The sequence below is a fragment of the Vibrio sp. 1249-1 genome (assembly GCF_033340495.1).
Genome location: NZ_JAWOWJ010000012.1, coordinates 109320 through 125749 on the forward strand (window position 1 = coordinate 109320; position 16430 = coordinate 125749).

Annotated in this window: 12 protein-coding genes; 9 read left to right on the forward strand and 3 right to left on the reverse strand. The window is 43.7% G+C overall.

Going from position 1 to position 16430, the window contains the following annotated elements:
- Positions 1-14: 14 nt before the first annotated feature.
- The gene (gene leuA / locus R7Z50_RS19040) at positions 15-1562 is read right to left on the reverse strand and encodes a 2-isopropylmalate synthase (protein WP_005379685.1); all 1548 of its coding nucleotides are present in this window, start codon (positions 1560-1562) and stop codon (positions 15-17) included.
- 519 nt (positions 1563-2081) lie between these two features.
- On the opposite strand from leuA, the gene R7Z50_RS19045 reads away from it, so the two are divergent.
- The 8 genes from R7Z50_RS19045 to R7Z50_RS19080 all read left to right on the forward strand — a co-directional run bounded on the left by R7Z50_RS19045 (position 2082) and on the right by R7Z50_RS19080 (position 12908).
- Positions 2082-2879, forward strand: coding sequence for an SH3 domain-containing protein (locus R7Z50_RS19045; protein ID WP_025768373.1), 798 nt, complete (start codon positions 2082-2084; stop codon positions 2877-2879).
- A 152-nt stretch (positions 2880-3031) separates the two neighbouring features.
- Positions 3032-3580, forward strand: a complete 549-nt coding sequence (locus tag R7Z50_RS19050; protein ID WP_005379690.1) for a phosphatase PAP2 family protein — start codon at positions 3032-3034, stop codon at positions 3578-3580.
- Positions 3581-3583: 3 nt separating this feature from the next.
- Positions 3584-4630 (forward strand): MJ1255/VC2487 family glycosyltransferase, encoded by a 1047-nt coding sequence (locus R7Z50_RS19055; RefSeq protein ID WP_005379691.1) that lies wholly within the window; start codon positions 3584-3586, stop codon positions 4628-4630.
- A 555-nt stretch (positions 4631-5185) separates the two neighbouring features.
- Positions 5186-6145, forward strand: a complete 960-nt coding sequence (gene calR, locus R7Z50_RS19060) for a LysR family transcriptional regulator CalR (RefSeq protein WP_005379693.1) — start codon at positions 5186-5188, stop codon at positions 6143-6145.
- 293 nt (positions 6146-6438) lie between these two features.
- The gene (locus R7Z50_RS19065) at positions 6439-8247 is read left to right on the forward strand and encodes an AMP-dependent synthetase/ligase (RefSeq protein ID WP_005383062.1); all 1809 of its coding nucleotides are present in this window, start codon (positions 6439-6441) and stop codon (positions 8245-8247) included.
- Positions 8248-8696: 449 nt separating this feature from the next.
- Positions 8697-10421 carry an acetolactate synthase 3 large subunit gene (locus tag R7Z50_RS19070; protein WP_005379695.1) on the forward strand — a complete coding sequence of 575 codons (1725 nt, stop codon included), beginning with the start codon at positions 8697-8699 and terminating at the stop codon, positions 10419-10421.
- 1 nt (position 10422) lies between these two features.
- A complete protein-coding gene (ilvN, locus tag R7Z50_RS19075) occupies positions 10423-10917 on the forward strand; it encodes an acetolactate synthase small subunit (protein WP_005379697.1) in 495 nt (164 codons plus the stop codon).
- 110 nt (positions 10918-11027) lie between these two features.
- Positions 11028-12908, forward strand: coding sequence for a diguanylate cyclase (locus R7Z50_RS19080; protein WP_149192005.1), 1881 nt, complete (start codon positions 11028-11030; stop codon positions 12906-12908).
- Positions 12909-12963: 55 nt separating this feature from the next.
- On the opposite strand, the gene R7Z50_RS19085 is transcribed toward R7Z50_RS19080, so the two are convergent.
- Positions 12964-13650 (reverse strand): GntR family transcriptional regulator, encoded by a 687-nt coding sequence (locus tag R7Z50_RS19085; protein ID WP_318149204.1) that lies wholly within the window; start codon positions 13648-13650, stop codon positions 12964-12966.
- A 157-nt stretch (positions 13651-13807) separates the two neighbouring features.
- On the reverse strand, positions 13808-15220 hold the full coding sequence (pykF, locus tag R7Z50_RS19090; RefSeq protein WP_005392243.1) for a pyruvate kinase PykF: 1413 nt from the start codon (positions 15218-15220) through the stop codon (positions 13808-13810).
- A 433-nt stretch (positions 15221-15653) separates the two neighbouring features.
- On the opposite strand from pykF, the gene R7Z50_RS19095 reads away from it, so the two are divergent.
- A complete protein-coding gene (locus R7Z50_RS19095) occupies positions 15654-16415 on the forward strand; it encodes a DeoR/GlpR family DNA-binding transcription regulator (protein WP_005379701.1) in 762 nt (253 codons plus the stop codon).
- Positions 16416-16430: the final 15 nt, after the last annotated feature.

Sequence of the window (16430 nt, forward strand, 5' to 3'; positions counted from 1 at the left end):
TAGCCCGGTTGTTATTACACAGTCGCAATCTTTTTCTGCTTCATTTCTTCGATTTTATCTGCACGATGAATGCTGTTAATAACGTGCAATAATGCTTGGCCGGAAGCCTCAACGATGTCGGTGGAAACACCCGTACCGTGGTATTTGCGACCTTTGTAGTTGGCAATGATGTCTGCTTGACCCAAACCATCTTCACCTTCACCTTTCGCGGTTAGGTCGAATTTATCCAGAACGATGTCGTAGCCTGTCACGCGGTAGATACATTGGTATAGCGCATCAACTGGGCCATTACCGACCGCTGCTTCACACATTTCTTCATCACCGCATTGCATTTTGATGCTGGTGGTAGCCATTACGCTGCCAGACTGCACGCTTAGGTAGCTCAATTTGTAGAAGTCATCTTCTTCACGCAAGTTCGAGAAGTGCATTAGGGCTTCTAGGTCGTAATCGAACACTTGGCCTTTGCGGTCAGCAAGTTTCAAGAAATCCGCATACAGTGCGTCTAGGTTGTACTCGTCTTCGTTGTAACCCATGGTGTCCATATGGCTCTTCACGGCAGCGCGACCGCTGCGGCTGGTTAGGTTCAGAGCTTGGTTTTTTAGGCCAATAGACTCAGGGGTCATGATTTCGTAGGTATTCTTATTCTTCAACATGCCATCTTGGTGGATGCCTGAAGAGTGGCTAAACGCATTTGCACCCACAATTGCTTTGTTGCTTTGAATAGGCATATTGCATAGCTGGCTAACCAACTTACTGGTGCGGTGAATTTCATCATGCTTAATGCCAGTGTGAACGCCCAAAAACTCTTGACGAGTCTTGATGATCATTGCGATCTCTTCAAGTGAACAGTTACCCGCTCGCTCTCCAATGCCATTGATCGTGCCTTCTATCTGACGTGCGCCAGCTTGAACGGCGGCAATAGAGTTGGCAACTGACATCCCCAAATCGTCGTGACAGTGAACGGAGATGATCGCTTTATCAATGTTCGGAACGCGGTTAAATAGAGTTTCAATAATCCCACCAAACTCACTTGGTACGGTGTAGCCAACGGTATCTGGAATGTTGATTGTACTCGCACCTGCATTGATGGCGGCTTCTACCATGCGACATAGGTTGTCGATTGGAGTACGACCAGCATCTTCACAAGAAAACTCGACATCATCAGTGTAGTTACGTGCATGTTTAACGGCGTTGACTGCCATTTCTAGTACATCGTCGTAGCTGCGGCGTAGTTTGTCTTCTACGTGAATGGTGGAAGTGGCTAAAAACGTGTGGATACGGAATTGGTCAGCCACTTTTAATGCTTCAGCGGCAGCATCAATGTCTTTCGCAACGGCACGCGAAAGGGCACAAACTCGACTGTTTTTTATGTTTTTTGCGATGGTTTGTACAGACTCGAAATCACCTGGTGAAGAGATTGGGAAGCCAGCTTCGATAACATCAACGCCGAGTCTTTCCAGCGCATAGGCAATCTGCAGTTTTTCTTTAACCGTCAAGCTTGCTGACAACGCTTGCTCGCCATCACGCAATGTGGTGTCGAATATAATGACCTGATCGTTCATGTTTGCTTCCTTCCTGATTTCTGCACTTTCGCGCAAGTGAATCGTTTACTTCCAGTATTTAGATATAAAAAAACCCGCATTCTCATGCGGGTTCTTAGAAATTGGTGTGGTTATTTTTCTTCCACAGCCTACCCGCGCGAACTGGTCACGATCAGGAGGAGGCTAAGCAGGATAGAAAAATGAGCTGACATAGTTGTTAAGCTTTCCACATAATTAAGTTAACAAATTAGTACCGCACTCCATGAAGCGCGTCAACCCTAAAGTCGATTTTTTATTCATATCGGATGAGTCTTTTCGTTTGCTTGAAAAAAATGATGCACTAAGTGAAACAACATGATGCGATAGAAACGTGCTAGAAGAAGTAAGTTCTCATCAAGTTTGCGACGTTTCATTACCAAAACAAGCATCGGGATTGCGACTTGTCACACAAAGGTCCGAATTGTTTGGCAAAAGTTTTGAATGACCATTTATAGTAGTGCAGTTGCACTAGGTAAAAGAAATATAAGGGTTAGGGAAAGAATGAGGTTAACAAAACAATTTGGACGTTCAGCCATAGTACTTACTCTGGTCAGCTTGTCGGGTTGTCAGCTGTTTCAATCGCAGACCTATGTGGAAGTGGCTTCCCCCGTTGTTATGAATGATCACTCACAGAGCGTCATGGTCATCAATGATCAAATGGATCGATTTTTGAGTTATGAAGGACGCGAATCGTTCTTGAATCAGATGCTTGTTGCCCTTGAGTCTGACAGCCGAAATAAGTTTAAAGGTAAAGATCCGGAAACGTATTCTTGGTGGAAGATCCGTGTCCAGCCTAGTGAGAAACAGCAAGCGGAAGTTTTCCGACCAACCACTGAAGGTGTCGATACCTCAAACCCAGTAGAGTTTATGGATGTCTCTTACCGCTCTAAGACCACATTAAACCTACGCTCCAAACCGAGTCTTGAAGGGGCAAAGCTTGGCGTATTATCGAAAGGGGAAGTCTTTAATGTGCTAGCAAAAGTGGTTGATCAACCTTGGTTTCTCGTTGAACAGAAAGGAGTGATAAAAGGTTATGTCCATAAGGATTATGCGCGCAGCAATGTGATAAATCGTGACATTTTATCTACTCAGCCTAACCCTCTACTAGAGCCTAACTCGAGTAAAACGGAGAAAACGAGTATAGAGCATGAACTGTCGGGAAACTATACTTGCCGCTCACTGAGCTATGAGCTAACAAAAGATGGTGACATGACGACAGGCTCTTTGCGCGCCTGCCGCAAGAAGAGAAAAGTCTGGTATATAGACACCCCTCAACCGCAACCATCAAACCCTTCTTAATGTTCTATTTTTATGGTTATGCCCAATAGATAAATCGTTGGGCACACCTTAATTTGGCCTTTGTCATTAATTGTCCAAACTCCCGTCATGCTGTTGTCACCTAAACCTCCTACTTTTCACAAAAAGGCGTTGTCAAAGTAAGGAAAGGTCACATGAGAACCATAGAGACAATTACACAGCCAATTGCAACCATTGCTAAGTTTGATTTAGCGCTCTCTAGTGTTTGTCTTAAGCACCGTTTTAATCAACAAGTCGCCAATATCAGTAAAGGAGTTTCCCACAGTGGTGACGGGCATCTTTACTTGGTGTTGGGGTTATTAGCTTGGTATTTAGATAAGGAGCAAGGAGTCTGGTTTTTACTGGCGGGTTTACTTGCTTTTGCTATCGAGCTACCAATTTATTGGACGCTGAAAAATAGTTTTAAGCGTCGTCGCCCTGAAGAGCTTAGTGCACTCCTTCCTGCTTTTATTACCCCCTCTGATCGCTATAGTCTTCCTTCAGGACACACTGCCGCTGCGTTTGTCATGGCGACGCTGATTGATCATTTCTATCCGAGCCTAGGCGTTGCTGCATTCTTTTGGGCAAGTTTAATCGGAACCGCGCGAATCTTATTGGGTGTGCACTTTTTTACCGATGTCATCATTGGTGCACTGCTTGGCAGTCTTTGTGGTGGATTAGCGATTGCGATGTTAGGAGGCTAATTGATGAAAATCTTGTACGGTGTTCAAGGGACAGGAAACGGACATATTGCACGCGCAAGGGCGATGAGTCATGCGTTTAAAGAGCACGATGTTGAGGTCGACTTTTTGTTTTCTGGGCGAGCGCCGGAAAAATACTTTTCAATGGAAGCATTTGGCGATTACCAGACTCGCCGAGGCTTCACCTTTATTACCGAAAAAGGCTCTGTAAACTACGCGAAAACAGCATTGAATAACAATTTGGTGCAGTTTTTCAAAGAAGTTAAGCAACTCGATCTATCGTCCTACGATCTTATCATTAATGATTTCGAACCTGTGACTGCGTGGGCAGCGAGACAACAAAATAAGCCTTCTATTGGTATCAGCCACCAAAATGCTTTCCGTTATCCGGTGCCACTAAAGGGAGCAAGTTGGTTAGATAAATCCGTCATTGAATACTTTGCGCCTTCTCAACACCACCTTGGTTTGCATTGGCATCATTTTGATCAACCTTTGTTACCACCGATAGTGCATACCGTCGATAGCCAAGCAGAAAACGACGACTTCGTGTTGGTGTATCTACCGTTCGAATCGATTGAAGATATCTCAGACTTATTGTTCCACTTTAATCAACAAGCGTTTATCTGTTATCACCCGGATGTGATCGAATGTGAGCAGGTAGAAAACATAGAACTGCGCCCTTTATGCCACAGCAACTTCCAGCATCATTTGCATCGCTGTAGTGGTGTCATTGCTAATGGTGGGTTTGAGCTTCCTTCAGAAGCCTTGTCTTTGGGGAAAAAATTGTTACTAAAGCCACTCGCGGGTCAATTCGAGCAGCAGAGCAATGTTGCGACCTTAGAAGATTTAGGGCTTGCGATGTCGATGGAGAGCTTAGACATTTCCGCAGTACGCCAGTGGCTAAAGGAGCAACAAGCCGAAAGTGTGAAATACCCAGATGTTGCTCAGGCTATTGTTCATTGGGTACTGCAAGGTGCATGGGATTCAAAAGCAGAGTTATCCAGACAGCTGTGGGAGCAGGTTGATTTTCCAAGTTACGTGTCGAACATTTAAGTACGTTGTTCTAAGTACATTGTTCCTTCCATTTTTGACACGATTTTGTTGCAGCCTTTCTGTTTGGAAGGCTGCATTTTTATTCTTCCTCTCTCATTTCTATTCAGTGTGTATTTGCTGATAATTTGACTGATAAGTGCAAAATTCAATCAGAGATATAGCTGTCATCTGTTGTTCTTATTCCAACTAATAACTGAGCTAAATGCATGCTTGTGTTGACCGCCTGTCCTATCAATTTGCTAAATACGTCCTCAAAGAATGCATTTTTACGTGTTTTATAGTTTTTTATGTTTTTATCAAGTCTTTGTTATTTAAAAAATAAATACCTAATTGGCTAAAATTTACTGATTAAATATCAATCTAGTTGCGAAACCGCAATCGATTAGTTGATAGTACAGTTCGAGCCGGAAGTATCCGGACGATAAATATAATAAAAAGTTAGGTTATCTATTCGTAAAATGATTCGAATCCAGCCGCCGTCTTTTGTGCGAGATGGGATTCTATTCGTTATGAATTTAATGAACAAAGTTGACGATTACAAAAGAGGCGCACTCAATGTTAGAGAAGAAAGACGCGATGAGCGCAATTGCTAGCTACCGTATGGAAAGCACTTTGCGTGGTGTAGATTTAAACCTACTGACTGTATTTGATGCTGTAATGCAAGAGCAAAATATTACTCGTGCAGCACATAACCTAGGCATGTCTCAACCGGCAGTAAGTAACGCCGTGGCACGCTTAAAAGTGATGTTTAACGACGAGCTATTCATGCGCCAAGGCCGTGGTATTCAGCCTACGCAACGAGCTCGTCAACTGTTTGGCCCTATTCGCCAAGCACTACAGCTGATTCGCAATGAACTTCCTAGCTCTGTATTCCAACCAGAATCTTCGACTCGCTTATTCAAGCTTGCGATTTGCAGCCCTTGTGACATGCGTTTTGCTCCGAAGATCATGGCAAAAGTGAATCAACAAGCACCAAACGTTCAGCTTCACCTAGATGCAGAATTTGACCGTTTGTTGTCTGAGCGTATGCGCTACCAAGAAATTGATTTCGTGATCGACTACGCTCGTTTTGATGAGCAAGGTTTCTCAAGTACTGAAATCTTCAAAGATGAATTAGTGGTTATCGCATCAAAAACACACCCACGCATTCAAGGTGGTGTGACGGCTGAGCAACTGCTTAACGAAAAGCATGCGAAGTTATCGAAAGTGCATGGCCAACGTAGTTTCTCAGAGCAAGCGTACCGTGAACTGGATTGCCAAGCGGCGTATGAAGGTTCTAGTTTAAGCAACCTACTATACGTGGTGGGTCAATCTGAGCTTGTGACTATTGCACCACGTTGGATGGCGGAAAATGCGGTAAACAGCGATCAACTGCAAATTCTTGATTTCCCATTTGCAAACAAAGAAATCAGCGGCTTCTTAAGCTGGCATGAATCAAGTGAAAAAGATAAAGGCCACATTTGGCTACGCGATCAACTGATGATCACTTGTGGTGAAGTCGTTGCCGCAAAATAAGATGACGTTTGGTCTTCTCGATTAGACCATATTGGTAATCATCAATTTTTACAATTCATTGGTCCCCGAGCGGTTTTTGTCTCTCGGGGCTTTTTGTTTTCGTAATCAACAATCGAAACAGTAAGTTAAATAGAGTAATCATTCAGCAATTTGAGGTACGTTCGCGACGTATAAGTGATAGTTGTCTCTTATTAGTGATAAGTTTGATACTGGTCAGTTGCGTTTTAGCAAGCCGTGAGTACACTTGTTCGCTCAATTAGCTTACGCCTGTAAGCCAAAAGGTAAGTAAAAGAATGGCCAAGTTAGATTTTCATATCGTTAAACGTATTCGTGAACAAATTGCGAACGGTGGTACACGCGTTGCACTCAAGCATAAAGTGGGTGAGGAGTGGCAAGGTATTACGTGGACGCAATTTGGTCAGCAAGTTGATGCTTTATCACTTGCACTTTTGGCTCAGGGATTAGGAGTCCAAGATAAGATCGGCATTTTCTCGAACAACATGCCGCAATGGACGATCGCTGATATCGCAGCACTGCAATTACGCAGCGTGACAGTACCTATTTACCCAACCAATACTGCCGCCCAGTCGGCGTACATCATTAACAATGCAGACGTAAAAGTTCTGTTTGTTGGTGAACAGCCTCAATTTGATGCAGCAGTGAGCATTTTCGACCAGTGCGAACAGTTAGAGCTCATTGTTGCGATGTCTGATGATATAGAACTTGGCGATCATGATTTCGTTATCTCTTGGCAAGCATTTGTTGCCAAAGGCGACGCTATATATCAAGTTGAATTGGACGCGCGTTTAGATCAGGCAAAAGAAGATGATCTACTCACGCTGATCTACACCTCGGGTACAACAGGCCAGCCAAAAGGCGTTATGTTGGACTACGCAAACATTGCGGCGCAATTGGAAGGGCACGATCAGCGCTTGAGCCTTTCTCAAAGTGACGTGTCATTATGTTTCCTTCCGTTGTCACACGTATTTGAGCGCGCTTGGACCTTTTATGTATTGTACAAAGGGGCGACCAACTGCTATTTGCAAGACACCATGCAAGTACGTGATGCACTGAGCCAGGTGCGACCTACCGTGATGTGTGCCGTACCGCGTTTCTATGAGAAGATCTTCTCTGCGATTCACGAGAAAGTGTCTCGCGCGCCGATTCACCGTAAGATCATGTTTACTTGGGCAGTCAACATGGGCGCAAAAATGGCCGCTTGTCATCAAGAAAAACGTCAGCCATCGCTCTTGCTGCGTAAGTCATACGCTTTGGCGGATAAGTTGGTTCTGAGCAAACTGCGTGCGCTACTTGGCGGGCAAATCAACTTTATGCCTTGTGGCGGTGCAAAGTTGGATGAAACCATCGGTCGATTCTTCCATGCGATTGGTATCAACGTTAAGTTGGGCTACGGCATGACTGAAACCACTGCGACAGTATCGTGTTGGGATGATAAATGTTTTAACCCCGACTCTATTGGTATGTCGATGCCTGGCGCACAGGTTAAGATCGGCGAAAACAACGAGATTCTGGTTCGTGGTCCAATGGTGATGCGTGGCTATTACAAAATGCCAGAAGAGACGGAAAAGACCTTTGATGAGCACGGTTTCCTAAAAACGGGCGACGCTGGTTACATTGATGAAAATGGCAATTTGTTCATCACCGATCGTATCAAAGAGTTGATGAAAACTTCAGGTGGTAAATACATCGCTCCACAAATGATTGAAGGTGCGATTGGTAAAGACCACTTTATCGAGCAAATCGCAGTCATTGCGGATACTCGTAAGTTTGTTTCTGCGCTTATCGTGCCTTGTTATGACTCGCTAGAAGAGTACGCGAAAGAGCTGAATATCAAATATCACGATCGCGTTGAGTTGATTAAGCACCACCAGGTGGTCGAAATGCTTGAGAAGCGTGTGAACGATCTTCAAAAAGAGTTGGCAAAGTTTGAACAAGTGAAGAAGTTTAAACTGTTACCAAGAGCTTTCTCTATGGATGATGGTGAGTTAACGCCAACTCAAAAACTTCGTCGTAAAGTCATCAATGACAAATACCAAGATGAAATTGAAGAAATGTATAAGGAAAAGTCGGATAAAAAGTAACTTAAGCTGACTTAGATTTTATATTGATGAAAAAATCCCCAGTGATGTGATCGCGCATTGCTGGGGATTTTTGTTTGTATTGATTTTTTCTGTTCTGCTCGTCAAATAACGCTATTTAGCACCCTGTAGCTAAAAGCTTATGAAATAATGTTCTTTTTTTAAGCGTTAATTTTTTAGGTTGTACTGTGAAATAGGAGATGTGTGGCTGCTATTCCTACTAACATTCTAATTACTAGTATCTTGTTTAAAAAGTAGACCAATCTCTCATTAGACCCTTTGATAATAAAACGTTACATTTGTTGGGTAACCTTGCGGGATGTTATGACGAACGCAAGACATAGCCGAAAACGTGGAAGTATTTCGATTAGGCTACGAATAAGACCTAGACTATGTAAAACCAGACCAATCCGTTGACCTTACGGTGAGGAAACTGGCTAAGGAGAGCAATTATGACAGCAATGTTGTCAGGCGCAGAGATGGTGGTTCAATCTCTGATAGAAGAGCACGTAGAGCAGATCTTTGGCTACCCAGGTGGCTCTGTTTTGGATATCTACGATGCACTGCATGCCAAAACCGATCAAATCAAACACGTACTTGTAAGGCATGAGCAAGCCGCCACTCATATGGCAGATGGTTACGCTCGAGCTACCGGTAAACCGGGTGTCGTACTTGTGTGCTCGGGGCCGGGCGCTACCAATACCATTACGGGTATTGCAACAGCGTATATGGACTCTATCCCAATGATCGTTATCTCGGGTAACGTACCAAATAGCCTAATTGGTAATGATGCTTTCCAAGAGTGTGACATCGTCGGTGTCTCCCGCCCAGTGGTCAAACACAGCTTTTTAGTAAAAAAAGCGGAAGATATTCCTGAAACAATCAAAAAAGCGTTTTATATCGCGACTACAGGTCGACCTGGTCCAGTTGTGATTGATTTGCCAAAAGATGTAATGAACCCGCAAATCAAACTGCCTTATCAATATCCAGAAACGCTTTCTATGCGCTCTTACAAGCCGACAACTTCGGGCCATAAAGGCCAGATTAAAAAAGCGCTTAAATCGCTATTAGAAGCGAAAAAACCAGTGCTTTATATCGGTGGTGGTGCGGTGATTTCTGGCGCCCATGAACATATTTTAGAGCTTTCCGACAAACTGAACCTACCAGTAGTGAGTACTTTGATGGGCTTGGGGGCATTCCCGGGTACACATAAAAACTCACTGGGCATGTTGGGTATGCACGGCACTTACGAAGCTAATATGGCAATGCATGAAGCGGATCTTATTTTTGGTATCGGTGTGCGTTTTGATGACCGTACAACCAACAACCTTGAAAAGTACTGCCCAAACGCAAAAGTGATGCATATTGATATCGATCCGTCATCGATCTCGAAAAACGTGAAAGTAGATTTGCCGATCGTAGGTTCTGCGGAAAAAGTGCTGACAACCATGCTCGGGCTGCTTGCAGAGCAAGGTAGTGGAAATGATCAAGATGCTATCACCGCATGGTGGGATGACATTCAAGTATGGCGTGACCGCAACTGCTTGTCTTATGAAACGTCTCCAGAACGAATCAAGCCACAGCAAGTAATTGAAACGCTGCACAAGCTAACTAATGGCGACGCATATGTGGCGTCTGATGTGGGCCAGCATCAGATGTTTGCGGCGCTGTACTACCCATTCAATAAGCCGCGCCGTTGGATAAACTCTGGTGGTCTTGGCACCATGGGATTTGGTCTTCCGGCTGGCATGGGCGTGAAGTTTGCCATGCCACAAGAAGAGGTCGTGGTTGTGACTGGTGACGGCAGTATTCAGATGAATATTCAAGAATTGTCGACAGCCATGCAATACGACATTCCGGTGAAGATCATCAACCTGAACAACCGATTCTTAGGCATGGTAAAACAGTGGCAAGACATTATTTATCAAGGCCGTCACTCTAATTCTTACATGAGTTCTGTTCCTGACTTTGCAGCGATTGCAGAAGCTTATGGTCACGTCGGTATTCGTATCGAAACGCCTGATCAGCTCGAAGAAGGGCTACAAAAAGCGTTGGATATGAAAGATCGTCTGGTGTTTGTGGACATCAACGTAGACGAAACCGAACACGTATACCCGATGCAAATCAAAGGTGAGGGTATGGATAAAATGTGGCTAAGCAAAACGGAGAGAACTTAATATGAGACACATTATTTCATTGCTATTGGAAAACCAACCGGGTGCGTTGTCTCGTGTTGTTGGTTTGTTCTCTCAACGTGGTTACAACATTGAATCTTTGACGGTATCACCGACTGATGATGAAACCCTGTCGCGAATGAACATTACCACGACATCTGATGAGATGCAGTTGGAACAAATTCAGAAGCAGTTACACAAACTGATCGATGTGCTGAAAGTACAAGAAGTCACCGAGTATGAGCACATTGAGCGTGAACTGATGATGGTGAAAGTGAAAGCCAGTGGTTTTGCGCGAGCAGAAGTGAAGCGGACGGCAGACATCTTCCGTGGCCAGATCGTGGATGTCACGGCTTCCCAATACACCGTACAACTTGCGGGTACGAGTGAAAAGCTAGATGCCTTCATTCAAGCGATATCCGAAGTGACCGAAGTTGTCGAAGTTGCTCGTAGTGGTGTCGTTGGCATTGCGCGAGGAGAGCGAGCCCTCAAACCTTAACTCTCTGATTGCATATAGAAAAGCCACTTAATCTAAGTGGCTTTTTTGTTTAGAAAATAACAATTAATGATATAATTGTCGTTTTAGTAAGCATGATAGGCATTAGACGTGTGAAAGTACCTAAGCGAGTCGGCACCTTATTGGCGACAGCACTATTTTTTAGTGCACTCACTGCCGCTTACTACTATCAGAAATATCTGACGTTGTTAGAAAACAATGTTGAGAACACCGCTCAAGAAGCGTTACATCAATTGGCCTATACTGGCCGTGAATACAGCAATATTCAGGATCAAATCGAAACGATCAGTGACCTACTTGGTCACAGCCAAAGTCTGTATGAATATCTGCGCCAACCTAACCGGGTGAACCGTTCCATCTTAGAAGACATGTGGATCTCGGTCGCAATCAATCAAAAGTTGTATAAGCAAATTCGCTTTCTTGATGTTTCTGGTCGAGAAAAAGTGAGGATTAATTATGAGATTGAAACAGGCGCTGCGTTGCCCGCGATCAAATTGCAAAATAAGTCAGAGCGAGATTACTTTCAATTCGCTAAGAACTTAGACGATGGCGAAATCGCTTCGTGGGGGATAGGTTTAGAACGAGAGTATGGCGAGTTAGTCTATCCCTATAGCCCGTCACTGCGTATTTTGATGCCTATTTCGCTTAACGGAAAGCGCGAAGGGTATCTTGTGCTTAATGTTGATATTGACTATTTATCCTCTCGACTCAACTATTCGTCAGTGCTTGATTTCCATATTGAGCTGATTAAGAGTGACGGATTTTACATTGATAGCCCTAAATCAGCTCGTTTGTATGGCCATATAATTCCCGCTCGCTCTCAATTTAATTTTGGCCGGATGTACCCAAACATTTGGCGTAGTTTAAATTCAAAAGATTCGGGCTATGCTTACAATGGTTCGAATTTGGTCGCGTATCGCACCATCCAGTTTGTTTCTAGCGAACCTCTTCATCTGGTTATTGATCTTACCAATGAGCAGTTATTATCCCGAGCTCAGAGGGATATTGATGACTTAATCCAAGAAGCGTTTTTTGTTTTAAGTTTGGTGCTCGGCTTCACTTTGCCGACGGCAGCCCTTGCTCTGCATTATCGGCGTCATAGTATGGAATCGAAGTTGGCTCGAGCTGCTCTTGATGGTATGACTGCGGTGATGATCTCGGATGCTTCACATAGAATCATCATGGTTAATCAAGAGTTTGAAAATATGATGGGTTACTCAACCAAGCATGCCCAAGGTTGGAGTGCACATCATTTAATTCTCTTACCTGAAGATCTCGAAGCAAACCTGAGTATCTGGAAAGCATTGAAGAGTGAACACGTATGGGAAGGGGAGATTCGTTGTCGAACTAAGTTTAATCAAGTCTTTACCGCAATAATGCGTATTCAGGCGAATTTAACCAAATCAGGTAAAGTGAGTTATTACATTACGTCGCTGGTGGATATCTCTGGGCAAAAAGAGTTAGAAGAAAAATTACGAAACCTAAGCGAAAAAGATGGCTTGACGGGGTTGTGGAACCGCCGAAAATTTGAAGAGCAATTGGCGCAATATGCGGGGATTATTGAACGCTATCCTGATAGCCCTCCTGCTTGTTTGGCGTTGTTTGATATTGACCATTTTAAGCGTATTAATGACGAGCTTGGCCACGACGAAGGAGACAAGGTGATTTGTAGTGTCGCAGAAACCCTCCTAGAAGAAGTCCGCAGCACAGATTTTGTATCTCGTGTCGGTGGTGAGGAATTTGCAGTGATTATGCCGCATACAACACTAGAAGAGGCTGAAATTGTATTGAACAGGCTACGTGTCGCGGTTCAAATGCGTAGTGATAGAGGCATTACTGTCAGTGCTGGGTATAGTGATTTAACCTCTGATCGTACAAGAACGTATAAATGTGCTGATATTGCTTTGTATGAGTCAAAAAGTGCAGGGCGTAACTGCGTATCGCTATGTCATAGTTATGATGATATTGCTTAGTGCTTTTACAAAAACGAAAAAACGGGGATAGACCCCCGCTTTTTCAGTCTCAGCGTTATTCGCTAGCCAGTATGCGACATTGGTTGTCGATGGCGGCTTCGATACACTGTATTGACTGTCTCAAATAACGCTCTAGATAACCTAAAGCATCCTGACTCTTTTTGTCTAGTGATGCCTTCATCAGTATTTCTTGCTCATCGAGATTACAGTGCCCAGGGGTCCCTGTGCCTAAAATCTGCATCGCGAAGTATTGGTAGCGTTTAATTTGCGTGAGTAGATCGCGGAAAAACCCAAACATATTGACAGAGCCAGCACCTTCAAACAGCGCAGTAAGAAACTGATTTTGGCGCTCTTCCCATTCCCTCCAGCAAAAGCTTTCGCCCGGTTTTACTCGGGATAACTTGTGATAAGCAGTTAGTACATCCAGTTCCCATTTTTCATCGCCAATCATAATTGCCTTACTGAGTAAGCATGCGGAGACCATTTGCAGGCTTTCGTACAAGTCATGTAACTCATCTTTACATACAGGTGCAACCCAGCAGCCTTTTTGCGGCTCGAGTTTGACGTATTTGCTCCAAGATAATTGCACCAATGCTTCTCGAATGGGTGACGCTCCTACGTTGTACTTCTCTTTGAGTTCGGCAACCACGAGTTTTTGACCTGGTTTAAGCTCGCCATCGAGAATATCCTGACGGATCATTCTTAATACTTTGTCGGTAAGAGTGGGACTAGACACATACACCTCATAGAAACTTTAATCGTGACGATAAAATTAAACAGTACGAAATTCTGATAGAGGTGAATAATACAATTAGCCTATTATGAGAGCAAGAAAGCCATATAAAAAAGGAGGGCATAAGCCCTCCTTCTCAAGAAACTGAAGTGTTAAAAGTTCAGTCTTATAGTACGTGTACAGAAGCTGTGTTCGTAGTACCTGAAGCAACTAGAGCGCCAGAAACCATAACAACGATATCGCCTTTGTTACCTAGACCTGATTCTAGAGCAAGTTCTTTACCCGCTACGTAGAATGCGTCAGTGCTTTCGATTGAATCAACAACTACAGGAGTAACACCTTTAGTTAGAACTAGCTGTGCAGCAGTTTTCTTGTTAGTTGTTAGCGCTAGAATGTTTGCAGTTGGGAAGTACTTACGTACTGAACGTGCAGACTTACCGCCTTCAGTTGCAACAACGATAAGTGGAGCAGCTAGTTTCTCAGCTGTGTCTACTGCACCTTTACATACTGCTTCAGTGATGCGTAGGCGTGGGCTGTCTAGACGAGAACCTAGTTCAGCTTTTAGCGCTGAGTCAGTACGGTTCGCGATTTGAGCCATGATAGTTACCGCTTCAACAGGGTATTTACCTTTCGCCGTTTCACCAGAAAGCATTACTGCGTCAGTACCGTCCATTACCGCGTTAGCAACGTCGCCTGCTTCCGCACGAGTAGGACGTGGGTTGTTGATCATAGAATCAAGCATTTGAGTTGCTGTGATAACCATCTTACGTGCACGGTTACACTTCTCGATCATCATTTTCTGAGCGAAGATTACTTCTTCAGCTGGGATTTCAACACCTAGGTCGCCACGAGCAACCATGATGCCGTCAGAAAGTTCTAGGATCTCATCGAAGTTATCAACACCTTCTTGGTTTTCGATCTTAGAGATGATGTGGATGTTCTCGCCGCCGTTTGCAGCAAGTACTTCACGGATTTCTTGAACGTCAGACGCTTTACGGATGAAAGAAGCTGCTACGAAGTCAACGCCTTGCTCACAACCAAATTTAAGGTCGTTCTTATCTTTTTCAGATAGTGCAGGTAGGTTTACAGAAACGCCAGGAAGGTTAACACCTTTGTTTTCGCCTAGTGCACCGTTGTTAAGAACTTTACATTTAACTTCAGTTTCAGTCTTAGAGATAACTTCCATCTCGATTAGACCGTCGTCTACTAGGATAGTGTTACCTACGTTTAGGTCTGCTGCGAAACCAGCGTAAGTTACTGCAACTTTATCTTTGTTACCTACAACTGAAGTGTCAGTTGTGAAAGTGAATTCTTGACCTGCTACTAGATCAACATCGTTACCGCCTTCTAGCTTGATAGTGCGGATTTCTGGACCTTTAGTATCTAGAAGAATTGCTAGTGGTTTGCCAGTAGCTTCCATTACTTTACGGAAGTTCGCGATACGAGTGCCGTGTTCTTCGTAGTCACCGTGAGAGAAGTTAAGGCGCATTACGTTCATGCCTGCGTTAACTAGTTCAGTTAGCTTCTCTACAGATTCTGTTTTAGGGCCAATCGTACATACGATTTTGGTCTTTTTCATGGAAGATACTCTCCGGTAAGTATAGTTACAATTTGAAAGTCGGTTATTTACTCTGAAGTCAGGACGTTTTTGATGACATTTAGTACCTGTCACCCACCGATTTTTCGTCTCATTATTAGAACTTCAGATTCTGAAAGTCTTTCACCAAGTTTAGTCATTTTATGACTAAAAGATCGGCGATTTTGGTTACCTTTTTGTGACTAATCCCACTTTATATGCAGAAAGTTGCAAAAAAATAGCCTTCAATTCTGTAATTTTTTTTCTTTTCGGTGGCGAATTCTACCACTGAATGAATCCAATATCACTGTTTAAGAATTGTCTTAGGACAAGGTTTTATCGAGAAATATTAATTTTTTGGATCGAAATAAATGGACTTGAAAGTTTCGGTTTGACTATAATAAGTTTCACATCGAAACTTAAAATAAAAACTTAAATGTCGAAACGAAACACTCAATTAAGAAGACACGCCATTTCTAACTTGGTTTCTGAACTAGGAGAAGTCAGCGTTGATGAACTTGCTCAGAAATTCGAAACCTCAGAGGTCACGATTAGAAAGGATTTAGCTTCTTTAGAGAAAAACGGCCAACTTCTACGCCGCTATGGCGGTGCGATTGCTATCCCAAAGGAAGTCATTCACGAAGAATTGGGCGCTAATGTTTCGACTCGAAAGTTAAGCTTAGCAAAAGCAGCAGCATCATTGATTCGCGATCATAATCGCATCGTGATCGACAGTGGCAGCACGACTGCCGCGCTGATTCAACAGTTGAATGACAAACGTGGCTTAGTGGTCATGACCAACTCGTTGCATGTTGCTAACGCTCTTAATGAATTAGAGAGCGAACCGACACTGCTGATGACTGGCGGTACTTGGGATACGCACTCAGAGTCCTTTCAAGGCAAAGTGGCCGAATCTGTATTACGAGCTTACGACTTTGACCAACTATTCATCGGTGCGGATGGCATTGATCTCGAGCGTGGAACCACGACATTTAATGAGTTGGTTGGCTTAAGTAAGGTAATGGCAGAAGCGTCACGTGAAGTGATCGTAATGATCGAGTCCGAAAAAATCGGCCGTAAGATCCCAAACTTAGAGCTCGCTTGGCATCAAGTTGATGTGTTGGTGACCGATGCAGATATCCAAGCAGAGCATAAAGTACAGATTGAACAACATGGCGTGAAAGTCATTTGCGCCTAATAATGTAATCAGTTT